General features: G+C 52.9%; 19 protein-coding genes and 1 tRNA gene. 5 read left to right on the forward strand and 15 right to left on the reverse strand.

Annotated elements, in window-relative coordinates; genetic code table 11:
* Positions 1-28 precede the first annotated feature (28 nt).
* From NBH13_RS05720 to rpsF, 6 genes are all read right to left on the reverse strand, one after another.
* Entirely contained in the window at positions 29-757 is a 729-nt protein-coding gene (locus NBH13_RS05720; RefSeq protein WP_099571972.1) for an MIP/aquaporin family protein, read from the reverse strand.
* Between the two features lie 200 nt (positions 758-957).
* A tRNA-Lys gene (locus tag NBH13_RS05725) sits at positions 958-1031 on the reverse strand.
* A 586-nt stretch (positions 1032-1617) separates the two neighbouring features.
* Positions 1618-2064: a 50S ribosomal protein L9 gene (rplI, locus tag NBH13_RS05730; RefSeq protein ID WP_099571973.1), complete on the reverse strand. Its 447-nt coding sequence runs from the start codon at positions 2062-2064 to the stop codon at positions 1618-1620.
* 19 nt (positions 2065-2083) lie between these two features.
* A complete protein-coding gene (gene rpsR, locus NBH13_RS05735) occupies positions 2084-2332 on the reverse strand; it encodes a 30S ribosomal protein S18 (protein WP_003833963.1) in 249 nt (82 codons plus the stop codon).
* Positions 2333-2402: 70 nt separating this feature from the next.
* Positions 2403-3062, reverse strand: a complete 660-nt coding sequence (locus tag NBH13_RS05740) for a single-stranded DNA-binding protein (RefSeq protein WP_250779241.1) — start codon at positions 3060-3062, stop codon at positions 2403-2405.
* A gap of 56 nt (positions 3063-3118) precedes the next feature.
* The gene (gene rpsF / locus NBH13_RS05745) at positions 3119-3406 is read right to left on the reverse strand and encodes a 30S ribosomal protein S6 (protein WP_003810120.1); all 288 of its coding nucleotides are present in this window, start codon (positions 3404-3406) and stop codon (positions 3119-3121) included.
* Positions 3407-3670: 264 nt separating this feature from the next.
* Between rpsF and NBH13_RS05750 the strand changes: the two genes are divergently transcribed.
* On the forward strand, positions 3671-4684 hold the full coding sequence (locus NBH13_RS05750) for a ribose-phosphate diphosphokinase (RefSeq protein WP_144171209.1): 1014 nt from the start codon (positions 3671-3673) through the stop codon (positions 4682-4684).
* Positions 4685-4859: 175 nt separating this feature from the next.
* Here NBH13_RS05750 and NBH13_RS05755 read toward each other — a convergent pair whose 3' ends face one another.
* The 4 genes from NBH13_RS05755 to NBH13_RS05770 form a co-directional block, all read right to left on the reverse strand.
* A complete protein-coding gene (locus tag NBH13_RS05755; protein ID WP_144164723.1) occupies positions 4860-5837 on the reverse strand; it encodes a ribokinase in 978 nt (325 codons plus the stop codon).
* Positions 5838-5948: 111 nt separating this feature from the next.
* The gene (locus NBH13_RS05760) at positions 5949-7400 is read right to left on the reverse strand and encodes an MFS transporter (protein ID WP_144171207.1); all 1452 of its coding nucleotides are present in this window, start codon (positions 7398-7400) and stop codon (positions 5949-5951) included.
* 79 nt (positions 7401-7479) lie between these two features.
* The gene (locus tag NBH13_RS05765) at positions 7480-8436 is read right to left on the reverse strand and encodes a nucleoside hydrolase (protein WP_117656552.1); all 957 of its coding nucleotides are present in this window, start codon (positions 8434-8436) and stop codon (positions 7480-7482) included.
* A gap of 273 nt (positions 8437-8709) precedes the next feature.
* Complete coding sequence (locus tag NBH13_RS05770) at positions 8710-9768, reverse strand: LacI family DNA-binding transcriptional regulator (RefSeq protein ID WP_234737466.1); 1059 nt, start codon at positions 9766-9768, stop codon at positions 8710-8712.
* A 201-nt stretch (positions 9769-9969) separates the two neighbouring features.
* Between NBH13_RS05770 and NBH13_RS05775 the strand changes: the two genes are divergently transcribed.
* From NBH13_RS05775 to NBH13_RS05785, 3 genes are all read left to right on the forward strand, one after another.
* Positions 9970-10443, forward strand: coding sequence for a hypothetical protein (locus NBH13_RS05775; RefSeq protein ID WP_144090925.1), 474 nt, complete (start codon positions 9970-9972; stop codon positions 10441-10443).
* Between the two features lie 400 nt (positions 10444-10843).
* Positions 10844-11134 carry a type II toxin-antitoxin system RelB/DinJ family antitoxin gene (locus NBH13_RS05780; RefSeq protein ID WP_034879801.1) on the forward strand — a complete coding sequence of 97 codons (291 nt, stop codon included), beginning with the start codon at positions 10844-10846 and terminating at the stop codon, positions 11132-11134.
* Between the two features lie 14 nt (positions 11135-11148).
* Positions 11149-11457 (forward strand): type II toxin-antitoxin system RelE/ParE family toxin, encoded by a 309-nt coding sequence (locus NBH13_RS05785; RefSeq protein WP_226669216.1) that lies wholly within the window; start codon positions 11149-11151, stop codon positions 11455-11457.
* A 569-nt stretch (positions 11458-12026) separates the two neighbouring features.
* On the opposite strand, the gene rfbB is transcribed toward NBH13_RS05785, so the two are convergent.
* Positions 12027-13076: a dTDP-glucose 4,6-dehydratase gene (gene rfbB / locus NBH13_RS05790; protein WP_250779278.1), complete on the reverse strand. Its 1050-nt coding sequence runs from the start codon at positions 13074-13076 to the stop codon at positions 12027-12029.
* A gap of 466 nt (positions 13077-13542) precedes the next feature.
* Positions 13543-13725: a hypothetical protein gene (locus NBH13_RS05795; protein ID WP_099595080.1), complete on the reverse strand. Its 183-nt coding sequence runs from the start codon at positions 13723-13725 to the stop codon at positions 13543-13545.
* Between the two features lie 446 nt (positions 13726-14171).
* Between NBH13_RS05795 and NBH13_RS05800 the strand changes: the two genes are divergently transcribed.
* Positions 14172-16793 carry an LTA synthase family protein gene (locus tag NBH13_RS05800; RefSeq protein ID WP_250779242.1) on the forward strand — a complete coding sequence of 874 codons (2622 nt, stop codon included), beginning with the start codon at positions 14172-14174 and terminating at the stop codon, positions 16791-16793.
* Positions 16794-16836: 43 nt separating this feature from the next.
* Here NBH13_RS05800 and NBH13_RS05805 read toward each other — a convergent pair whose 3' ends face one another.
* From NBH13_RS05805 to NBH13_RS05815, 3 genes are all read right to left on the reverse strand, one after another.
* Entirely contained in the window at positions 16837-18867 is a 2031-nt protein-coding gene (locus NBH13_RS05805) for a glycosyltransferase (protein ID WP_250779243.1), read from the reverse strand.
* A gap of 215 nt (positions 18868-19082) precedes the next feature.
* Positions 19083-20393: an ABC transporter ATP-binding protein gene (locus tag NBH13_RS05810; protein WP_250779244.1), complete on the reverse strand. Its 1311-nt coding sequence runs from the start codon at positions 20391-20393 to the stop codon at positions 19083-19085.
* Positions 20394-20404: 11 nt separating this feature from the next.
* A complete protein-coding gene (locus NBH13_RS05815) occupies positions 20405-21250 on the reverse strand; it encodes an ABC transporter permease (protein WP_250779245.1) in 846 nt (281 codons plus the stop codon).
* Between the last annotated feature and the right edge of the window lie 2 nt (positions 21251-21252).

Here is a 21252-nt window from a genome sequence, read left to right on the forward strand (position 1 = left end):
CAAACAAATCACGAATGACTGCAGACGATCAGACGAACAGCTTGAACATGGCCACACCGACGATAGCGCCCAGAACCGGGGCGACGACCGGAATCCAAGCCTCGTCCCAGCGGGAGGAGCCCTTGGACGGAATCGGCAGGATGGCGTGCAGCAGTCGCGGCATGAGATCGCGGGCCGGGTTCAGGCCAGGACCGGTCGGACCACCCATGGAGGTCACGAGGCCCCACACGATGAAACCAACCGCGATGGATGCGGCAGCATGGTCTTCCTCACCCCACGGCAGGGACAGACAGCACAGTGCGCCGACCACGAGCACGAGGGTGCCGAAGAACTCGTTGACGAAGTAGTTCACGCGATCGTTGTGAGCGTCGGTGGTGCAGAAAGTGCCGAGGATGGCGTCGGCGTCTTCGGTGTCCTTATAGTGCGGATAGTAGGTGATGTATACCACGAGCTGACCGACTGCGGCGCCGAGCAGCTGAGCGATGATGTACGGCAGCACCAGATTCCAGTCGAACAGGCCGTTCACCGCCTGGGCGATGGTCATGGCCGGGTTGATGTGCGCGCCGGAAACGCCACCGAACATGAGCACCGGGAACATCACGCCGAAGCCATAGCCCATGGCGATGTTCAGCCAGCCTGCATGGTGGCCCTTGGTGTTCTTCAGTTCAACGTTCGCGACAGCGCCGTTGCCGAAGATCATCAGAATGGCGGTACCGAAGAATTCGGCCGCAAGTTTGACAAAAGTCGAGTATTCCACTGCTGTTTCCTCTATTGCTTCTTCTCTGTAAGAATCAGATTGATGTCGATTCCGCTCTCGGCGGACAACAGCGTCCAACACTACTCCCCACACTGGAAGTCGAGCACAAAAAGGTTTGACAGGCCGGCGGCTTGCCGGACAGTCATACGGAAATCGGAAAACAAAAAAGCCTTGGAACCGAAGTTCCAAGGCTTTATCTGTGCCCCCTCAGGGATTCGAACCCTGGACACGCTGATTAAGAGTCAGCTGCTCTAACCAACTGAGCTAAAGGGGCGTTGGTCTTGCGAGGTTTTGTTCTCGCTGAGCACGAAAAGTAAATATACTCAGAATCGAGAAGAATGCAACTTTCGGCGTGTCGCGGTTGTAAAACCGCTATTTTTCAACGATTTCGACATATTGCGCAAATCGCAGAAAAACGCGATTCAACCATCATATTTCCTACCTAAAGAGCACAATCAAGGCAGGAAATCACAATTTCTTCACAAATTCAGTTCCTTGCAATCCAGTTGCCCTAAACGCTCCCGCTAATTCATTTGCACAGCCATGCATGAAAACTGACGGTAAATCGCTCTTCTTGAGTGAATCAGCATGCTTCACGCAACACCCACTTAAGGATTGAGCTTAGGTTGCTTCCAAGCACCGTTTCCGCACGAGAGAAGGAAAGTAACGACCATGACGTGCCCAAGTTGCGACAAACCAACTAATGACGGTGGCTACAACTGATCAAATATGAAAATCCCCCTGCACAACTGTTTTCAGCTGGCGCAGGGGGATTTTCCATGCTTAAGCTCAGACGTATCTCAGTCTGAAGTCATTCATCATGGCTGCAACGAATGCAGTCTTGATGAATGGAGCCGAAATCACTCAGCGACAACCTTCACGGTGAAGGAAGCGGTGATTTCCGGGTGCAGAGCGACGGTCGCAGCGAACTCGCCGGTGGTCTTGATCGGATCCACGGTGATGTTCTTCGGGTTGACGGCAGCCTTGGAAGACAGAGCGATGGCGATCTTGTCGGCGGAGACACCACCGAACAGCTTGCCAGACTCGGAGACCTTGGCGGCGATTTCGACGACGGAACCCTCAATCAGGCCCTTGGCTGCAACAGCCTCTTCGCGGGTGGCGACGGCCTTGGCCAGACGAGCGCGCTTCATGGCCTCGATCTGGGCAGCAGCGTTCTTGGACCAAGCAAAGCCGAGGCCCTGCGGGATCAGGTAGTTGCGAGCGTAACCGGCCTTGACGGTCACGACGTCGCCCGGGTGACCCAGGTGATTGACGGACTTGGTAAGAATAACCTTAGCTTCAGCCATTGTTCAAACCTCTCTCAGATCAGCGACCGGAAGTGGCGTACGGCAGCAAAGCCATCTCGCGGGCGTTCTTGATAGCCTTGGCGAGCTCGCGCTGTTCCTGCACGGAAACACCGGTGATACGACGGGAACGAATCTTGCCGCGATCGGAAATGAACTTGCGCAGCAGGGCAACGTCCTTGTAATCGATCTCGGTGACCTTGGCGGCCTTCAGTGGATTCGGCTTCTTCTTAAACGGCTTGACCGGCGGCTGCGGCCTCTTGCGTGACATCTTGATGTTCTCCTTAAAAACTGGAAATCGCTTTTCTTCTAAGCTGCTTTAAGCTGCGATCCAGATCGGATCAGAATTCCGGTTCGTCGCTGTTTCCGCCGAACTCGGAGGAACCGAACGAACCGAACGAGGAGGAACCGGAATTATCCGAGCTGCCCCACGGATCCGATGCCGGAGCGGGCTGCATGGCGGGCGCGGCGTTGGCTGGAGCGGAAGCTCCGCCCTGATAGCCTGCACCACCGGAATATCCGGCACCACCCTGATAGCCACCGGCATTGCCGGCGAAGCCACCATTGTTGAATCCGCCATTGCCACCAGCGAAATTGTTGCCACCACGATTGCCGGCAAAATTACCACTGTTAGCACTGGAGGTTCGGGTGACCTGGGCGGTCGCATAGCGCAGGGACGGGCCAATCTCATCGACCTGAAGCTCGACGACCGTGCGCTGGGAACCATCGTTCGCCTGGTAGGAACGCTGCTGCAAACGACCTTGCGCGATCACGCGCATGCCCTTGCTTAAGCTCTGCGCACAATGTTCGGCCATGTCGCGCCACGCGGAGCAGCGCATGAACAGGGCCTGACCATCTTCAAACTGGCCCGTATTACGGTTCCAGGTACGCGGAGTGGAGGCAATCGTGAAGCTGGCCACGGACGAGCCGTTGCCAACTGTACGGATTTCGGGATCAGCGGTGAGGTTACCCACCACAGTGATAATCGTTTCGCCTGACATCGTTACCTACTTACTTTGCAGCTTGTTGTTTTGCAGCTTGAAAAGCTTGGAATTACTTACTTGCGAAGAATCTTCGTGCGGATGACGGATTCGTTCAGGTTCAGCAGACGATCGAGTTCGTCGCTGGTGGCCGGCTCAGCGGAGTAGTTGACCACAACGTAGTTACCTTCGGTCTTGCCAGCGATCTCGTAGGCAAGCTTGCGACGGCCCCAGATGTCGATGTTCTCGACAGCACCGCCTTCCTTGGTGACAGTTTCCAGATACTGCTCGGTCAGCTTCTTCAGACCACGCTCATCCAGCTCAGGATCGGCAATGAACATCAGTTCGTACTTATGCGCAGACATCACCCACCTCCTTCGGACTATCGGCCATGGACCTTCCATGGCAGGAGTGTGTATGCGTACTGCCTTCACACATCTATATAAGAGGTATAAAGATGCATTTCAGACAACCTGTTCAGCATAGCCCTTCTGCTGGACGAGCGGCAATCGCGCACGTTCCGCAAAACAGGCGCGTCATGGGCACCCGCATTGTTATATTGAATACAGCTACTTTTGTACGGTTGGCATACCGTATTTACGCGACTCTAGATTTGTGGAAGGCGAAGCATGTCGGCGATTCTCGAAGGCACTCCGGATAAAAAACTGGCTTTGGTAACGGGTCGTGCATACCCTGATCAAGCCCATGAAACCGCGAAATACCTGGGAATCGACGTGCTTGAAACCACGGCCTACGATTTCGCTAACGGCGAGATGTACGTGCGCTACACCGAACCGGTGCGTGGTGCCGATGCGTTCGTGATGCAGGCGCACACCGAGCCGATCAACAAGTGGATCATGGAACAGCTCATCATGGTTGACGCCATGAAGCGTGCTTCCGCCCGCTCCATCACAGTGGTCGCGCCGTTCCTTGGCTATTCGCGCCAGGATAAGAAGCATCAGGGCCGCGAACCCATCACCGCCCGCCTGATTTTCGACTTGTTCCGCGCAGCCGGCGCCGACCGTATTATGACGGTTGACCTGCATGCCGCCCAGGAGCAGGGTTTCTTTGATGGTCCGGTCGATCACCTCACCGCCACTCCGGTGCTGCTCGACTACGTGCGTAACAACATGCCGCTTGAGAACACCACCATCGTGTCTCCGGATGCTGGCCGTATCAAGGTTTCCGAGCAATGGGCCGCAAAGCTTGGCAATCTGCCGCTCGCCTTCATCCACAAGACTCGTGACATCACTCGCCCGAACCATGCCGAGGCACATGGCATTATCGGCGAAGTCGAAGGCCGCGACTGCGTGGTGGTTGACGACATGATCGACACCGCGGGCACCATTTGCGAAGCTGTGCGCACGCTGAACAATGCCGGCGCGAAGTCCGTGACGTTGGTTGCCACCCATGGTCTGCTGTCCGGCCCGGCTGTGGAACGCCTGAGGAATTGCGGTGCCAAGGAGATCATACTCACCGACACCGTGCCCGTTCCGGAGGAGAAGCGTCTGCCGAACATGACCGTGCTGTCCGTAGCTCCGCTACTGGCTGCCGGCATCCGTTCCGTGTTCGAATCCGGCTCCGTTTCCACGCTGCTCAACGGCTTGCCCGAAGACATGCGTCCGCGCAACATTTACGCCTGATTCGCGCAATCTTTTCAACGTAACAAAAACTCGCCCCCATCCGGTCGGCGAGTTTTTAATGTCAGATCTTCCCAAAAACGGGGTGCCGCATCCTACGTCGGTAGGATGCGGCACCCCGCGTATCAAGAGAGAAAAGAGAAATCTGGCTAGCGTCCGATAGGCATCCTCGCTTCCGTTATTTGGCGAATGCTTCACGGATTTGCGCAGCATTGCCATAAGAGGCCTGCGCGCCATAACCGGTGGCAGCGTATGCGGACACGTATGAGGCAAGCTCGGCCGCTTCGCTCAATGTCATGCCCGAGGCGAGTCCAGCCAGCACGGTGCCCATGAAGGAGTCACCGCAACCGGTGGTATCCACCGCGTTAACGCGCACGGGGGCAATTCGCTGGATCGGCGCTGCCGAAGTGGAATCCAACACCACGGAACCGTCGCCGCCGAGCGTCACGATCGCCTGTTCGAAACCGAATCCGCGCATCGCTTCCAGCGCATGATCCCAGTCGAAACCGTCCCAATCATCGTTTTCAGGCTCGTCGATGCCCAGCAATTGCACCATCTCATGCTCGTTGACGAGCAGAATGTCGGATGCTTCCACCAGTTCGGCCGGCAGCGACGGGGTGAACGGCGAATCGTTGAGCAACACCTTCACGCCCGCTTCGTGGCACATGCGTGCGGCGGCCGTCACCGTTTCGATCGGGCTTTCCAAGCACAGGCCAAGCACGGAAGAACGTACCAGCGCCTCGCGCACGGATTCAACATAATCCACGGTGACCTGCGCGTTGGAACCCGGCGAGTACACGATAGTGTTTTCGCCGGCTGCGTCCACGGTGATCACGGTTGTGCCGGATGGTCCGAGCACGCGGCGAACATGCGTGGTATTCACGCCCGCCTCGCCCAGGGCGCCCAGCAGGAAGTCGGCGTTGGAATCGGAGCCGACCGCGCCGAACATCTGCACGGTTGCGCCGATGCGCGCTGCGGCGGCCGCCTGATTGCCGGATTTTCCGCCCGGCAGCAACTGCAGCGGGCCGCCGGTGATGGTCTCCCCCGGCCCTGGCAGACGCTGTGCGGTGACAGTGTAATCCGCGTTCATCGAGCCGATTACGGACACCGTGCCGTGGATGCGGTCCAATGCAGAGAGAACTTCAGTCGCGCTCATCTTTGACTTCCTTACATTAATTAAATAAAAAGGAGATTTGCGGAATATTGTTTTTCAGTAATCGCAATTATCGCAAATCTCCATTGTTTATATCGAGGATGTTATGTGCGATTACTTAGCCGATTCCTCGGTTTCCAACGCATGGTTGCCTTCGTAGATCTTTTTCTTGAAGACGAAGAACACGATCAGACCAAGCAGTGCGGTACCGGCGGCGATCAGCAGCAGGTTGGAATAGTTGGCGGCGTCACCGGTAGCACCGGTGATGGAACTGCCTGCGAGGGCGTTGGAGCCGAGCAGGCTGCCGATGATGGCAATGCCGATGGACGGAGATACGTTCATAGCCAGATCGTTCATGCCGACGCCACGACCAGATTCGTCCTTCTCAATGGTGCCGAGCACGGTGGAAACGACTGGAGAGTACATAAGGCCACAGCCCGCGTAGAACACGCATGCGCACAGGGTCAGCACCACAAAACCGGAGTTCACGCAGAATGCCGCGCCGGTCCATCCCAGGAACATGAGGGTGCCTGCGGTCACGATGCCGGCCTTGATGCCGATCTTGCGGATGATCATGCCGGAGCAGGTGCCCACCACAGCGGCGACCACGAAGGCCCACACGATGTGCAGGGAAACCTGGGTGGTGGTCATGCCGTAGATGTTGGTACCAATGGCATTGAAGATCGGGCTCAGTGCGTAGTTCACGAAGTAGAACACGAGGATCAGGCAGATGGCGCGCAGCCAACGGGTGTTCTTGAAGAACGCCGGGGTGATGAACGGGTTGGAGGCCTTGTTGATGTAGAAGGCGAATGCCACGAACAGCAGCAGGGAGACCACGAGCATCCACCATGCCATGTACGAGAAGAACAGGGTGAGGAATGCGGTGGCGAAGCCGAAGATCACGAAGCCGAATGCGTCGACCTTCTGGCCGTTGCCACTCTTGGACGGCAGGGTCTTGAGCAGGATCGGCAGGAACAGGATGGTGACGGCTGGGATCAGGAACAGGAACTGCCATGCGATGGAGCTGAGCATGCCGGCTGCGAACACGCCGATGGAAGCGGACAGCTGGTATGCGGCGGTGAACAGGCCGAAGAAGATGACCTTCAAATCGTTACGCAAGTACTTAGTGGCCACCACCAAGAAGGCTGAGCCCGCCACCTGTTCGCCTGCGGTCTGCAGCACACGGGCGATGATCACGGTCCACAGGTTTGCGGCGAAGAAGTAGTTTGCCACGAAACCGAAGAGGGAGCCGATGAACAGCGTGACGAGACCGACGGTCACGAGCTTACGCAGGGAGACGAAGTCGCCCAGGGAACCGTAGATGAAGCACACGATGCCGAGCACGATGCTGGGGAATGCGGTGATCAGGGATGCCTGGTTCGGAGCGCCGACGTCGGCGCCGACTTGCTGGAACACGAGGTTGAAGCCCTGCAGGCACAGGGTGCCGAGCACGAAGGTGATCAGCAGCGGGATCAGGGAACGGATGGCCATCTTGTTGCTGGTCACCGGATCGTCGAACGGATCAGCGGATGCGGCGCTGGTCACAGCGGTTGTTTTGTTAGACATTGTAAAAATCCTTGATTCTCTCGAATTGCGCGATACGCGATACGCGATTTGTGATACGCGATTGTTTGGCTGGTTACGCTTATTCGGCTTTGGCCGCGAGGCCGGAGATGCGGGTCATGAATTCGTTCAGGAAGCGCGGCACGTCAACGCCGACGGCCACCTTCATGGTCTTGACAGGGTCGTTCAGGCGAGTTTCGTCGCCGATGGTGCGTCCACGGGTCGGACCTTCCACGTCGACCTTCATGTTGATGTCAAGGGTGGTGACGAGGGTCGGGTCCACCGCCACGCCGACGGCGAGCGGATCATGCAGGCCGCAGCCGCCCAGGTGCGGGGACGTAGTCTCGTAGGCCTTGATGTAGAAGTCGGTCATGTCGGCCAGGAACTTGCCGGCCTTGGTGCCGAGATCGCGCCACTGCTGAGTTTCCTTGTAGGTGAGCAGGGTCTGCAGGGTCACGTCGAGGCCGATCATAGTGGTCGGAGCGCCGGAACGGAACAGGTAGTCGGCGGCTTCCGGATCCTGCGAAATGTTGGCTTCCATGCAGGCGTTGCAGTTACCGGGCACGGTCAGTGCGCCACCCATGAGCACGATCTGGCCGATTTCGTCTTTGATTTCCGGAGCCTTCTTCAGTGCGGCTTCGATGTTGGTCATCGGGCCGGTCGGCACGTAGACGAGATCCTTGCCATAGGTCTTCACTGCGTCGATGATGAAGTCTACCGCGGATTCGGTTTCGACGGAACGGTTGGAATCAGGGATTTCCACGTCGCCGATGCCGTTGTCGCCGTGGATGAACGCGGAGATTGGCAGTACTTCGAAATGGTCGGTGGTGCTGGAGTGCGGCAAACCCTGATACACCTTGACTTCCGGGTGGCCGAGCAGGTCGGTCACGGCCAGTGCGTTGCGCACACCCTGCTCGACGAGCACGTTGCCGTAGGTGCCGGTGATGCCGATCAGTTCAATCTCCGGGCTTCCCAGAGCATACGAAATGGCAAGCGCGTCATCAACGCCGGTATCAAGATCAAGAATCATCTTTTTCATGTGTGTGCCTTTCCTCTTTGACGGGCCTGACGACGGTCCACCACCATACGGGTGCGTCGTCAGTTATACATCGAGCACATTCTCGATTGTGTTGTGTTGACAAGATTTATGATAAAGCGTTTTATCAAGAACGCAAATTCGGCACTACCCTACGGCGTGTTGCTTTTATTTCCAACAATTTAACCGTATAAGAAACTCCGACGACACTTTAATCAAGATTTATCAGCGCCACCCGTCTCATCATGATCCGCAGGTATCTAAAAATCCTCAATCCTACGCGCAGGCGGCCTGCACCAGTTTCGGCGTAAGCACTTCAACCTGCGGATTAGAAAGCCACGGGCGAGCAGCCCTCGAATCCACGCCGGATTTGGTACGAATCGCAACATCAATCCGCTCACGTAACATACCCCAACAGGCGGCGGCCAAATCAGCCACACTCTGCTCAACGGTGGTCATACGCCAACCAAGCCCGAATCGCTTGAGAATATTGTCGTAACCAATCACCTGCATATCCTCAGTAACGCGCAACCCACGTTCCGCCATACGCTGACGGAAACCAAGCGCCATCACATCATTGCAGCAGAACACGGCCGTCGCACCGCCATCAATAATCTGATCCGCAGCATGATAGCCACTACCGAAACGGTAATCCCCCTCAACGCACAGCGACGAATCGAAACACTCCCCCGCCTGCTCGACGGCATCCACAAACCCACGACGACGCTCCGCAGCACTCGACTCCGCAGTATCGCCAGTCACAATGCCAATACGAGTATGACCACCCTCCAACAGATAACGGGCAGCCAAACGACCGCCAAGATAATTGTCAAAACCAACGGCATCGCACCAACCGCACTGCGTCAAACGATCAATCAACACCACAGGGCACGACACAAGCGCCACATCCTCACGCAACCGCTCAACAGCATCGCCAGCGCAGGACTCGCGCGCCGGAATCAGCATCACACCGTCCACCCCACGAGCCGGAAGGCGCTGCAACAACTCATGCTCGGTAACACGCGAATCATCGGAATTGGCCACAATCAGCGAATACCCCTGCGCGGCGCACTCATCCTCCACACACTTGGCAAGCGCCGCGAAAAACAAGTTCTCAATATCAGGCACGATCAGCGCAACCAGCTGGGACTGCTTGGTCACCAAGCTTCGCGCGCTCTGATTCGGCACGTAATTCAGCTTCTTCGCCGCGTCGGCAATGGCCTTGCGCTTCTCCTCAGACACGCGAGCCGGTCGATTATTCAACACCAGCGAAACCGTCGTCACAGACACCCCCGCAGCAGCGGCCACATCCTTCAGTGTCGCACGATACGCCATCAAACCCCCTTAAAACGTTTCTCCCTCCAGCATAAATGCCATGCGATCCTGACGCGCCCAGCATCGCAATCACAAACAAATTCCTTTCACAGCAAAATAATCCGCATTATTTCCAGCGGTAAATCGTTTCTCGGAAGTGTTTTTTGTATACTCACAACGTTTTGTCTGAAATGAGAGCCACACAAGAAGAGAGGAACCACCATGCAGCCAACCATGCAGAAAAACAATGTGAAACAGCGCAAGACCATCGCCATCATCGCCATGATCGCAGTAGCTGCCATCGCGCTCGCAGCCGTCGCCATCATCGCAGTCTCCAACAAGAGAGAAATGACACAAGCCGCCAGCGACACCTGCACGTTGAATGCGAAGGCGCTCGCCACGCATCAGCAGAACTTTGAAGAAGCGCAACAAGAAGCTGAAGAAGCAGCGAAACTCACCGTGAATGACGTGGCGGACGGCACCACGCTCGAAACCCTGAAGGATGCGATCACACTGGCCAAAGCCGTGGAAAGCGCGCCAGCATGCCCCGCAAGCGGCAATGCCAGCGACTTCACCAAAGCGACGGACGACATTCGCAAATACGCCGACAACCTGCGCAACATCACCAACGAACTCGACGCGGCCGCCAAGTCGGTGGTCGCCAGCCAAGAACTCAAACTCGAGTCCGCCAAGTAAGTCAAGTAAGCCGCCCCGACGGTTAGCGCCGACGTCAGCGCCAAACCCTACGTTTAACGGGGCCAAAGTCATCCAAGTCTGCAACTTCGCCCCCATTACAAGCGCTTTCGCATCGTATCTGGCTTATATATGGCAGATTCGGAAGGTCGCCCGGAGACATTTCGCTTATATATGGCAGGTCATTCCGGAAAGACCGCAGTTAGAGGATACAAAATTACCCCCTAACTAGCTTGTTTCAAAAACAGACTGCCATACATAGGCGAAATGCCTCCGTACAAACCCCAAAATCTGCCATACATAAGCGAGATACCATCTACCGACTTTCCTTTATTTTGCATTATGCGTGCATTTGACGTAGAATACACATTAATTGCACGCAAGATTAGGGCAGGTGATTCAGATGGGCAATATTACCATTCGCATGAACGACGATCTGAAAGCTCGGGTCAACCAGACACTCGACGCCATAGGCATGAATTTCAACACTTACGTGACCATGGCAAGCATCCAGCTCGTGAACCAGCAGCGCCTGCCTTTCGACACTTCCGCGCGCGCCGCGGAACCAAACGAGCAGACCAAGCGCGCCATGCTCGAAGCCGAAGCCAAGGAACGCGGTATCCTCCCAGACGACGCGGCCACCTTCAACAGCGCGCAAGACGCCATCGCCTGGCTGCACAACAATCACGGCTGAACAGGCAAAGCGCGATGATTACCATTAAATTCGACCAACAATTTCAGACCGACTTCAAACGCATCTCACGACGGATACCTCAAATCGTAACGGAACTCGAATATGTAATCGAAGCTATTGAGGAGTACGGACACGTTCCGGAATCATATAATCCTCACATGCTTGATCACCCACGAGGAATCTACTCGGGATATGCGGAATTCCATCTTGCCGAAGGGAAAATGGATGTGTTGGTGATCTACTCGGAGCGGCCGGAAGCGTCGACAATCCGATTCATTCGCATGGGATCCCACGACGAACTGTTTGACGGTCCGTTGCTTTAGATGAGACCATCGTAGGACCCAACGAGATTCAGCCATCGATTTCCGCCCAATAAAACTTTTTCCCACCATATCGGGCTTATATATGGCAGATTCGACAGGTCGCCCGGAGACATTTCGCTTATATATGGCAGGTCATTCCGGAAAGACCGCAGTTAGAGGGTGCAAAATTACCCCCTAACTGGCTTGTTTCAAAAACAGACTGCCATACATAAGCGAGATGCCTCCGTACAAACCCCAAAATCTGCCATACATAAGCGAGATATGCCCATGAATTACGCATCTATGCCGTGCAGGCGCGACCTCGCGTCGCTTAGAGGCTTGACAACACCTTCCATTTAACAAAAGTTGTCAGTTGCCACGCACCAGGAGACGCAATAGGGGCCGCACCTTCGAGGTGCGGCCGTTTTTCATCCTTCACCAAACCTGGATCTGCAACTAAGGCTAGCGAACAAAATGTACGCCAAACCACACATCCATTCCCCGGCGAGGTTGACTCGCCTGCAACGTGTCTCCTCGATCACCGCTTACCGAACTTCAATTGTCCGGCTTGCGCCACACGAACCGAATTCTTACTGGCCTTGGGCGCGGTAGCGGGCTTCGGTGGCGGCTTTGGCGGGCTCCCACCAGGCGCGGTTGGCAGCATACCAAGCGATGGTCGCTTGCAAACCGGCTTCGAAATCGGTGTGCACGGGCCGCCAGCCGAGTTCGGTACGCAGCTTATTGGAATCGATCGCGTACCGTCGATCATGCCCAGGACGGTCACACACCCAGTCGAATGCGTCCTCCGCACACCCCATAAGCCGCAGAATCATACGCATTACGGCAATGTTGCTCATTTCGCCGTCCGCGCCAATCAGGTACGTTTCGCCGATTCGCCCGCGCGTCAGAATCTCCCACACCGCGGAAGAGTGGTCTTCCGTATGAATCCAGTCGCGCACGTTCTCACCAGTGCCATACAGTTTCGGCCGCACACCCTCCATGATGGATGTGACCTGCCGCGGAATGAACTTTTCCACATGCTGGTATGGCCCATAATTGTTGGAACAGTTGGAAATCGTGGCGCGTAGACCGTACGTGCGCACCCATGCGCGCACCAGCTGGTCGGACGCCGCTTTCGACGCACTGTACGGACTCGACGGCTTGTATGGCGTACTTTCGGTGAATCTGCGTGGATCGTCGAGTGCAAGGTCGCCGTACACTTCGTCGGTGCTGATGTGGTGGAATCGTACGTCATACTTACGGGCGGCTTCAAGCAAATGGAACGTACCCTCCACATTCGTTGTGATGAAGGGTTCAGGATTGGCAATGGAATTGTCGTTATGCGATTCGGCCGCGAAATGCACGATCGCGTCATGCCCGGGCACGATACGTTCCAGTAGTGCAGCATCGCAAATGTCACCTTGCACAAGTTCTACTTGTGACTGCGGGAGACCGGCGATATTTTGCGGATTTCCTGCATATGTCAGCTTGTCGAGCACGGTTATGTGCACGTCAGGATGGTTACATGCCACATAGCGCACGAAATTGGCTCCGATAAACCCACATCCGCCGGTCACGATGATGTTGCGCGGCTTGAAAATCTCACTACTCACGATTTCAGGGTACCGGCAGGGTTGCATCATGGAGCGCTCGTGGGCGATGTCTCGAATCACTAATTCACGTAACCCGCGCAAGCCGAAAAGTTCAATGGTTGCACGGCTTCCCCCGTGGCGGATGCGATATCTATGACAGATTCAGCAGGTTTTTCGCACTCCAACCCTTGATTTGGTGTATGAACGGCACCTCAGTTACCCTTGATTTGGTGTATGAGAGCGCCTTTCGCAACCCTTGATTTGGTGTAAAGACCGCATAATCATTGGCTTTTCAAGCAGAGCACCCATTGAACTCAAACGAGCACCATAAAATTTAGGTCCTGGCAGAAGAGAACTTCTGGATTACATGGCAAGATTCGGGCTCTAGGCCAAGTATGAGTCAGGTCCCGCTTCTGTCTCCAGTGAAGCCGACTCGCTTGCAGCGTGACATCTTCAAAAGCGACGCTTACCGAATCTCAGTTGTCAGACTGCGTCACATCGCCATGGCGAACTGTCATAAGCGTTCCCGTCCGACGCACTTCACAAATTCGTCTTCCTGAGGCTTGGAACCCTTATAGTCGGCAAACAACACTTCAAAATCCGGAACAGCAATGGTCTTCATACGAGCACAAGTTGGAACGGCATGTTCAGCAGCAATATGTCCAGAAGTCGGAATAGTGCGTTCATGGTCTGTCATGGCAACCACGTTACACCTCACGTCAACGGTCTAACTGCGCCAAGCCACGCACCGAATCCGCCGCCCGCCTTCTCGTCGCCCCATACAAGCCACGCTTTCGGCGCATTATCAGCTGGTGGCATCCAACACTTGCGCGCGCATATAGTCGTCCACCTTGAACACCAAATCCGTCTGCCGACCGTCGCTCGCAGCAAATTGAGCAAAAAGATCCGCATATCGAGCCTCTCCCCCAGTATGCAAATCAACCAATTCCTGCGCTACGACCCTTCAGATTTCGCATACATTTTGTTGCCCTTTCCCACTAACGTTGTAGGCAGATACCCCACGTAGCACAGTTAACCTTCCAGCTACCTTTAAGACATCCGCTAGGTACCCGTTCGTCCACAGCTGAACACTAGAATGTATCCGGTTTAATTGTACAGAGCTCCTAATTATAAGGGGCTATCTTGTTGAAGGATGCGACGATGCCTATTTTCTCGCCTGACCGTCATGCTCACGTTCCTTCATACGTAAAACTTACTAAGCAGCCGATTGCGGGCGGAACATATCGCCCTCTTGCGGACAACGAAGACAGCAACGCCTGTGCTCCATCCACCCTTTCAGGCCACCACAGTTCAAGGCTGCATACGCAGAAGTCAGCAATTCACGCCACCTCCGACAACACAAGCGTTTTCATTCCCAAAGTCGATGCGCCCCATCTGCCAAAAACAGCTGATGACAAGTCCATTGACGAAGCCATTAACGAAGCTGCGCACGACAGTACCCATTCAGCCCCCCCATCTGCTGAAATTCAACTCGCGCAAGCTAACGAGCATCCTCTGATGCAGGCTATCGAGGCCTGCAAACAATCCGTACACACTACGGCAAAAGCACTCTCCACAACAGGACATGCAGTTGCAAAAGCTGCCAAAACCACCGGCCACGCCATCCATACCGCCGCCACAACGGTAAAGACCGCATGGCAAACTTTCACCAATTTCAAAGCTATTCAGCTCATCATCAAGTTCTTCCGGAGAACGTATCCCCTGTGGAAGAAGCGTCATCGCTTCTCCTATTCCTTCTACGCCATCATCATCGCCGCACTTTCCGCATTCGAAGTTATTTTTATTCAATGGGGCATGTATTCCGAACCGGAATATGAAAAAGGCGTAGAAATCGATAAAACCACAAGAATACTTGACAGTGTTGCCGGACAGACGACGAAATTCGTAACACAAATGTGGCTTGAGCAGAAAAATCTCGTTCTGCTCAATTTTATTATTCTGATTGCTATTTATTTGACGCTTATTTTTGTATTGAACAGATTCTGGGTTTCCACAGCAATCTTTGGGGCAGTGATGACCACTTACGCAGTGGCGAATCACGTTAAAATGCAGACCCGCAATGAACCTGTGCTTCCTGCTGATCTGAACTTCATAACCGGCGGCAATACCAGCGAACTCACTTCATTCATTCCCAAATCCAGCCAAGGCTTTGTTAACAGCGCGGTGACAGGCGTTACTTGGCTAGTAATCATCTGCATCATTATGCAGTTTATCGATGGCCGCAATGGAATCATACATTGCGCATGGCGCCGTCCCTTCACCAGTGTCAAAAATTTCACAGGCACCCTCACTCGCATCGCAGCGGCGGTATGTAGTGTCGCTTTATGTTTCTCCTTTGTATGGGGATTCGGCAATGACGGGTATTGGTCCACTCAGTTCGCTCAAAGCATGGGTGACAGCCCACAAATCTGGAACGGTCTCGCCGATTCCACCAGCAATGGCCCTGTTGTGAATTTCCTTCGCCTGGCACATACGAAAACCATGGATAAGCCAGAAGGCTATTCACAGGAAACCGTGCAAGCAATCGCAAAGAAATATGCGAAACAGGCGCAACAAATCAATAAGACCCGTAATACCAATATGACCGACAACACGGTCATCATGATACTTTCCGAGACTTTCTCCGACCCAACCCGCGTCCCCGGCGTCAGTTTCTCCGAAGATCCGATACCGAACATCCGTCAGATCAAGACGCAAACCACTTCCGGACTCATGCTTTCACCGGGATACGGCGGAGGCACCGCGAATATTGAATATCAGGCGTTGACGGGCCTTTCCATGGCGAATTACAGCCCGACGCTGTCCATCGCCTATCAGCAGCTCGTGCCTTCGCTTAAGTGGGCGCCAACGATCAACCAAGCTTGGAATGCAGCCAATGGCGGCAAAAAAGCTTCCGTAGCATTACATGCCTTCAACCGCAATATGTATTTCCGAGATCTGAATTACAAGAAGTTCCAGTTCTCGCAGTTCTTCGCAACGGACGGTAAACCGCAGCTTACTGGTCTTCACGCAATTGATTCCGCTTGGTACGTCTCAGATGAGTCCTTTTATTCGGAGGTATTGAAAAAAGTCACGGACTCCAACGAGAACAGATTCTATCAAGTCGTCACCATACAAAACCACATGCCATACGAAGACCTCTACCAAAACAACGAATTCAAAGAAATGGATGCATCGGATCTTCCAGCAGATGAAAAAATAAATCTGGATACTTATACCAAGGGACTGAACTACACGGATCAGTCCACATTCGTTTTTTTGAGCCAGCTTAATAAGATTAACCGCCCAATTACCGTGCTGTTCTACGGCGACCATTTGCCAGGCTTTTATTCCACCGCATATTCCGATAAAAAGAACATCCTCGGATTGCATGAGACTGACTATTTCATTTGGTCCAACCAAGCATCACGCTCGGCTAACACAAAGCTTGACGCTGTTTCCAGCGACTACACATCATCAAACTATTTCTCCGCTCAGCTCGCCGAACATCTTAATGCAAAAGTCAGTCCGTATCTTGCGTTTCTTACCGAAATGCATCAGGCAATTCCGGCAATGTCCGTGCCGGATTCTTCAGGCAGCAGCAGCGCTCCGACCTATCTGGACGCGAGAGGCAATCTCATCAAGAAAAAGAATCTCTCGAAGCAGGCCAAGCAATTACTCCATGACTATCAGCTCATTCAATATGACATGAGTATCGGCAAGAATTACCTGAAAGACACCGGCTTTGTCGATCTGCCGGAGTGAGTTCCATCTCGGAAAAGGTGAGGAACTCCAACCAGCACCTTGCTTATTTATCTATGAAAATATGCGACCATGCTTTCATAGAGGTGATGTCATAGGCCCGATATTGAGCAGCAAGCTTTTTCCAATTCCATAGGATTCGAGAAGAAAGCCGGAGTCCCTCAAGCATGCTTTTGCGGAAAAGCTTATTGTCGCGCTTCAACCATGCCACACCATTACCATCAGCCGTGGTTACCAGTGCCGAATTCACGCGGTTAAAAGCCTGCCAAGTCCAAGCGGCGTCTCGCGCCGGAATAGAACCATCAGGACGAAGAGCCTGATCTGGATTCACGTTCTTGATAAAACTTTTGATGACTAATTTAACGATGGAACCATATAGTTTTCGCATGGTCGTGGGATGATTCTTCAATGGCTCAATTTCACCGATGGGTTCCGGAAAAGCCTCGAGGGTATCCTCGATCTGCGCATCGGGATATTTCGTACGCAGCTCACGTACCTCATTGAGTTTCGTCGGCAAACAATCCATCAGGTATTGCGGACCGCGAAAAATATCCCTCAATGCCATATGATGCAATGCCATCGCAGAATAAACGAAACGAAGCCCCAAACTGGCATCCCCATACAAAGTTTCCACCAGCATGCGAGGCGGCTGATTAGGGAACGTCAGCAAAGCGGCAAGCCAACGGTTACGCTCAGTGAAATACTCTTCCCATGAACGAGCCGGATCTTTATCATGCCATGCTTGATGCCACACTGCCACGCCGGGCAGACACACTGTAGGGAAACCTGCTTTCTTGGCTCGTAGTCCATATTCAATATCGTCGAATTTAATGAATCCAGGTATTGAAAGGCCGATTTTTTCAACCACTGCGATCGGAATCAGACACATCCACCAGCCATTAAAATCTTCGTCAATGCGCTGATGCCGATCTGGGGTATCACGAAGCGGTTCCGTGGAGAAATCATGGTTGTATTCCAATCCTTTGGATGGTTGCATCCACATTCTTTGCTGGTTGATCCGCTCACCTTGCGTATACAACATAGTGCGATTGTCCAAATGGAACATGCCTCCGCCCACGAGGACCGGACGCACCGTATAATCCGCAAACTGTATCGCTCGCAAAATCGATTCCGGTTCGCTGATGGCATCGTCGTCCAAGAGCAATACAAAGTCGCTATTGCCAGCTTTGACCGTCTCATACATTCCACGGGAAAAACCGCCGGAACCGCCTAGGTTCATTTGCTGAATGTAGGTCAGCTGCGAACCAAGATCCGCTGATATTTCAGCGAAACCCTCCTGGTTTTTTACCAAGTCATCGCCTTGGTCGGTGCAATACACTGTATCCAAGCGTTCGCGCAATGCGTGATCCCCGGCAATGGCACGCAACTGATTCATGCAGTATGAAGCACGATTGAACGTTGTAATGGCTATGGACATGGAAGTGTCATGCCGAGTGGTACGGGCTTCACTTGGAACAGCCCATGTGGCGTCAGCGATTGTTACCGATCCACCGAGCGATTCCGCATCGAACCAGAAATATCCTCCATCCATCAGCCCTGTCATCGGAATACGCACGGCAACGGAAGACACCGAACCCGAGGTTTTTACGATTCGTTCCGCAACTGGGTAGATCAAGCCACGGCCAGTCGAACGGAAAATACTGATTTTGGCGTTCCCTTGGACATGCGCCTCGAACAGTACGGTTTTTACGCCCGTCCAACGACGCCAATACGCTGCCGGAAACGCATTGAAGAAAGTGCAGCCAGATATATGTCCATGGTCTTTCAAAGTAATCGAGGCGCGTCCCGTAACCTCAAACTCATCGCAGGAGACTTCATTAGAGGAACCTGCATTCCGAATCATCCGCTGCAATGCGGACTGATTCATGGATCCGAATGCCACGCAATGAGTGTCAATGCGAGCATCCAAAGTTGTTTTCGCAATATGCGGACGAGTCCAATCGATCGCATACAGAGGGAGAGTCTGCTCGGCGTCGTTGATTGGATATACAACTCGCATGACGGTTTCCCATGCTTGTTCCGAATTAGTATTTTCCGAAGAGGTTCTTTGCACCATACATCGTCTCCCGTTGTCGTTTTATCCGTTTGCCGATAACAACAGTTCTATCTGCAGCGATTTACTGTATCTGAAAATAATCGAATACCACCGTTTAGACAATTACTCAATAATATTGATCTAAATATTGCCAACGTTAGATGGTTTCTGCAAAAAGGGAAAATGATAACGCTAATTTCATTACCATTTTCCCTCACCAAATACAATATAGTATTTTATTTAATTTGGGTTTCCTCAGAATTCTTCGATTCCGAAGCAAGATCCGCGCATTGCTCATCATCAACAAGATGGATCGCCATTGCCGTATCGTTCAGCAATGCATATTGCCGGTTCTTCAAATCGCGAATGGCAAATGAACATGAATTATCATCATTGGTAAAGGCGATCATATCAGACGGCAACTTAGGATTGCTGTTCGGAGTACGCAAAGAAGCCACCAATTTGAAATCACCATTATTGAATATGTTCAGAGGCATCTCAAAGTGTGCGACGCGGTGACCGGGATTCGTCAGCTTAATCGTGTTCGCACCCGTATCGTACGAAATACCGCCACGTTTAATATCATGCAGAGCAATAGCCAGATAAAACTCAGTCGGCTCATTGAACTCGTACTCAATATCAAACGTAAATTTGTCCGAGCTCGTGCAGATCAATGGGCAAGTCGGAATGATACGCAATTTCGGCACACGCTTGTTGAGCCCAACAGGAAAACGACTTTCGTTTTTCTTTTCCTTTTCCTTGTTTTCCAGATTCTCCAAAGTGTAACGATCCGCAACATCATCTTTATTGCCGGAAGCGATGATAACGCCGTCTTTAATAAGGATTGCCTTGTTGCAGTACTTCTTGACCGCAGCCATATCATGAGTCACCAAGATGACGGTCTTAGTGGGATCATGCTTAACATGCGCGAAGAAATCATCACATTTACGTTGAAACGCCTCATCGCCAACAGCGAGCACCTCATCAAGCACGAGAATATCGCCCTTGGCCTGGATGGCCACGGAGAACGCCAAACGCACCTGCATACCTGAAGAGTAATTCTTCAATTTCTGATCCATGAACTCTTCAAGTTCGGCGAATTCCACGATATCGTCGTACATGGCATCAATCTCATCACGAGTGAAGCCAAGTAGGGCCCCGTTAAGATACACATTTTCGCGCCCAGTAAGCTCAGGATTGAATCCCACGCCAAGCTCAATGAACGGCACCAGCTTCCCATTGACCTGAATATTTCCAGAATCGGGAACATAGATACCGGAAATAAGCTTCAGCAAAGTCGATTTGCCCGAACCGTTACGACCAACGATGCCAAAGAAATCACCCTGATGCACTTCGAAATTAATATCACGAAGCACATGCTGTTCTTTATAGCCTTTGATACCTCTGGCCAAATTAATCACCAATTGCTTGAGGCCTGTAGCCTGTTCTGTAGGCAATTTAAAATATTTTCCTACATGATTAACTGACAATACAACAGGCGATTCAGTCTTATTAGTAATTTCCGTAGCCGCAAAATTATCAGTCATAGAATTATCCATTACATAACCTCCGCGAATTTACGGTTATTCTTTCGGAATACATGGATACCCAGCCAGAAAATAAACAGCGTCAAGACAAGAGGAATCAGTCCTACTGCCTTATGTGAACTAAGCGTCCAAATAGTCGGCTGCGTCTCAGGCGCAATAAGATTGTGACGGATGTCCTGCACTGTTTGCGCAATCGGGTTCAACAGCTGGATTTGGGCGATACGCTGACCATAAGGCCGCAACGACTGGTTGTCCATCACCATGCTGAGCGGGTAAATAACCGGCATGGCATAGAACAGCACCTGCTTAAGTACATCCCACAGATGAGCGATGTCACGGAAATACACGTACATGGATCCCAGCAACAGAGCGATACCCAAAGAGAGCACATACAATTCAATGAAGTTCAGCGGCAATAAAATCACTCGCCAGGTGAACTGCACACGATTGATCAGCGCGAAAACAAGTACCACCACTAAGTTGATGGCATAGCTGATAAGCGCGCCGATAGTCGATGACACCACCACTATATAGTTCGGAAAGTGAATTTTGCGGAGCAGGTCGCCGCGGTCCACCACTGAGCGCAAACCGACAGAGGTGGCTTCCTCTATGAATTGCCAAGTACTGATGCCCAACAATAGCACTACAGGATATGTGGGGGTGCCGTCTGACATGCGCAGGAACTTGGCAAACACTACATACATCACGCAAAACAGCATCAACGGTTTAAGAACCGACCATGCAATTCCTAGGAATGAGCCCTGGTAACGCAGTTTGAAATCAGTACGTACTAATTCTCGAAGTACCACTAACGAGTAGTGGTAGCGTTCTTTGAGTTTTTCAATCATACTTGCCACGA

The organism is Bifidobacterium intestinale, from assembly GCF_023656765.1.
Lineage (GTDB): Bacteria > Actinomycetota > Actinomycetes > Actinomycetales > Bifidobacteriaceae > Bifidobacterium > Bifidobacterium hominis.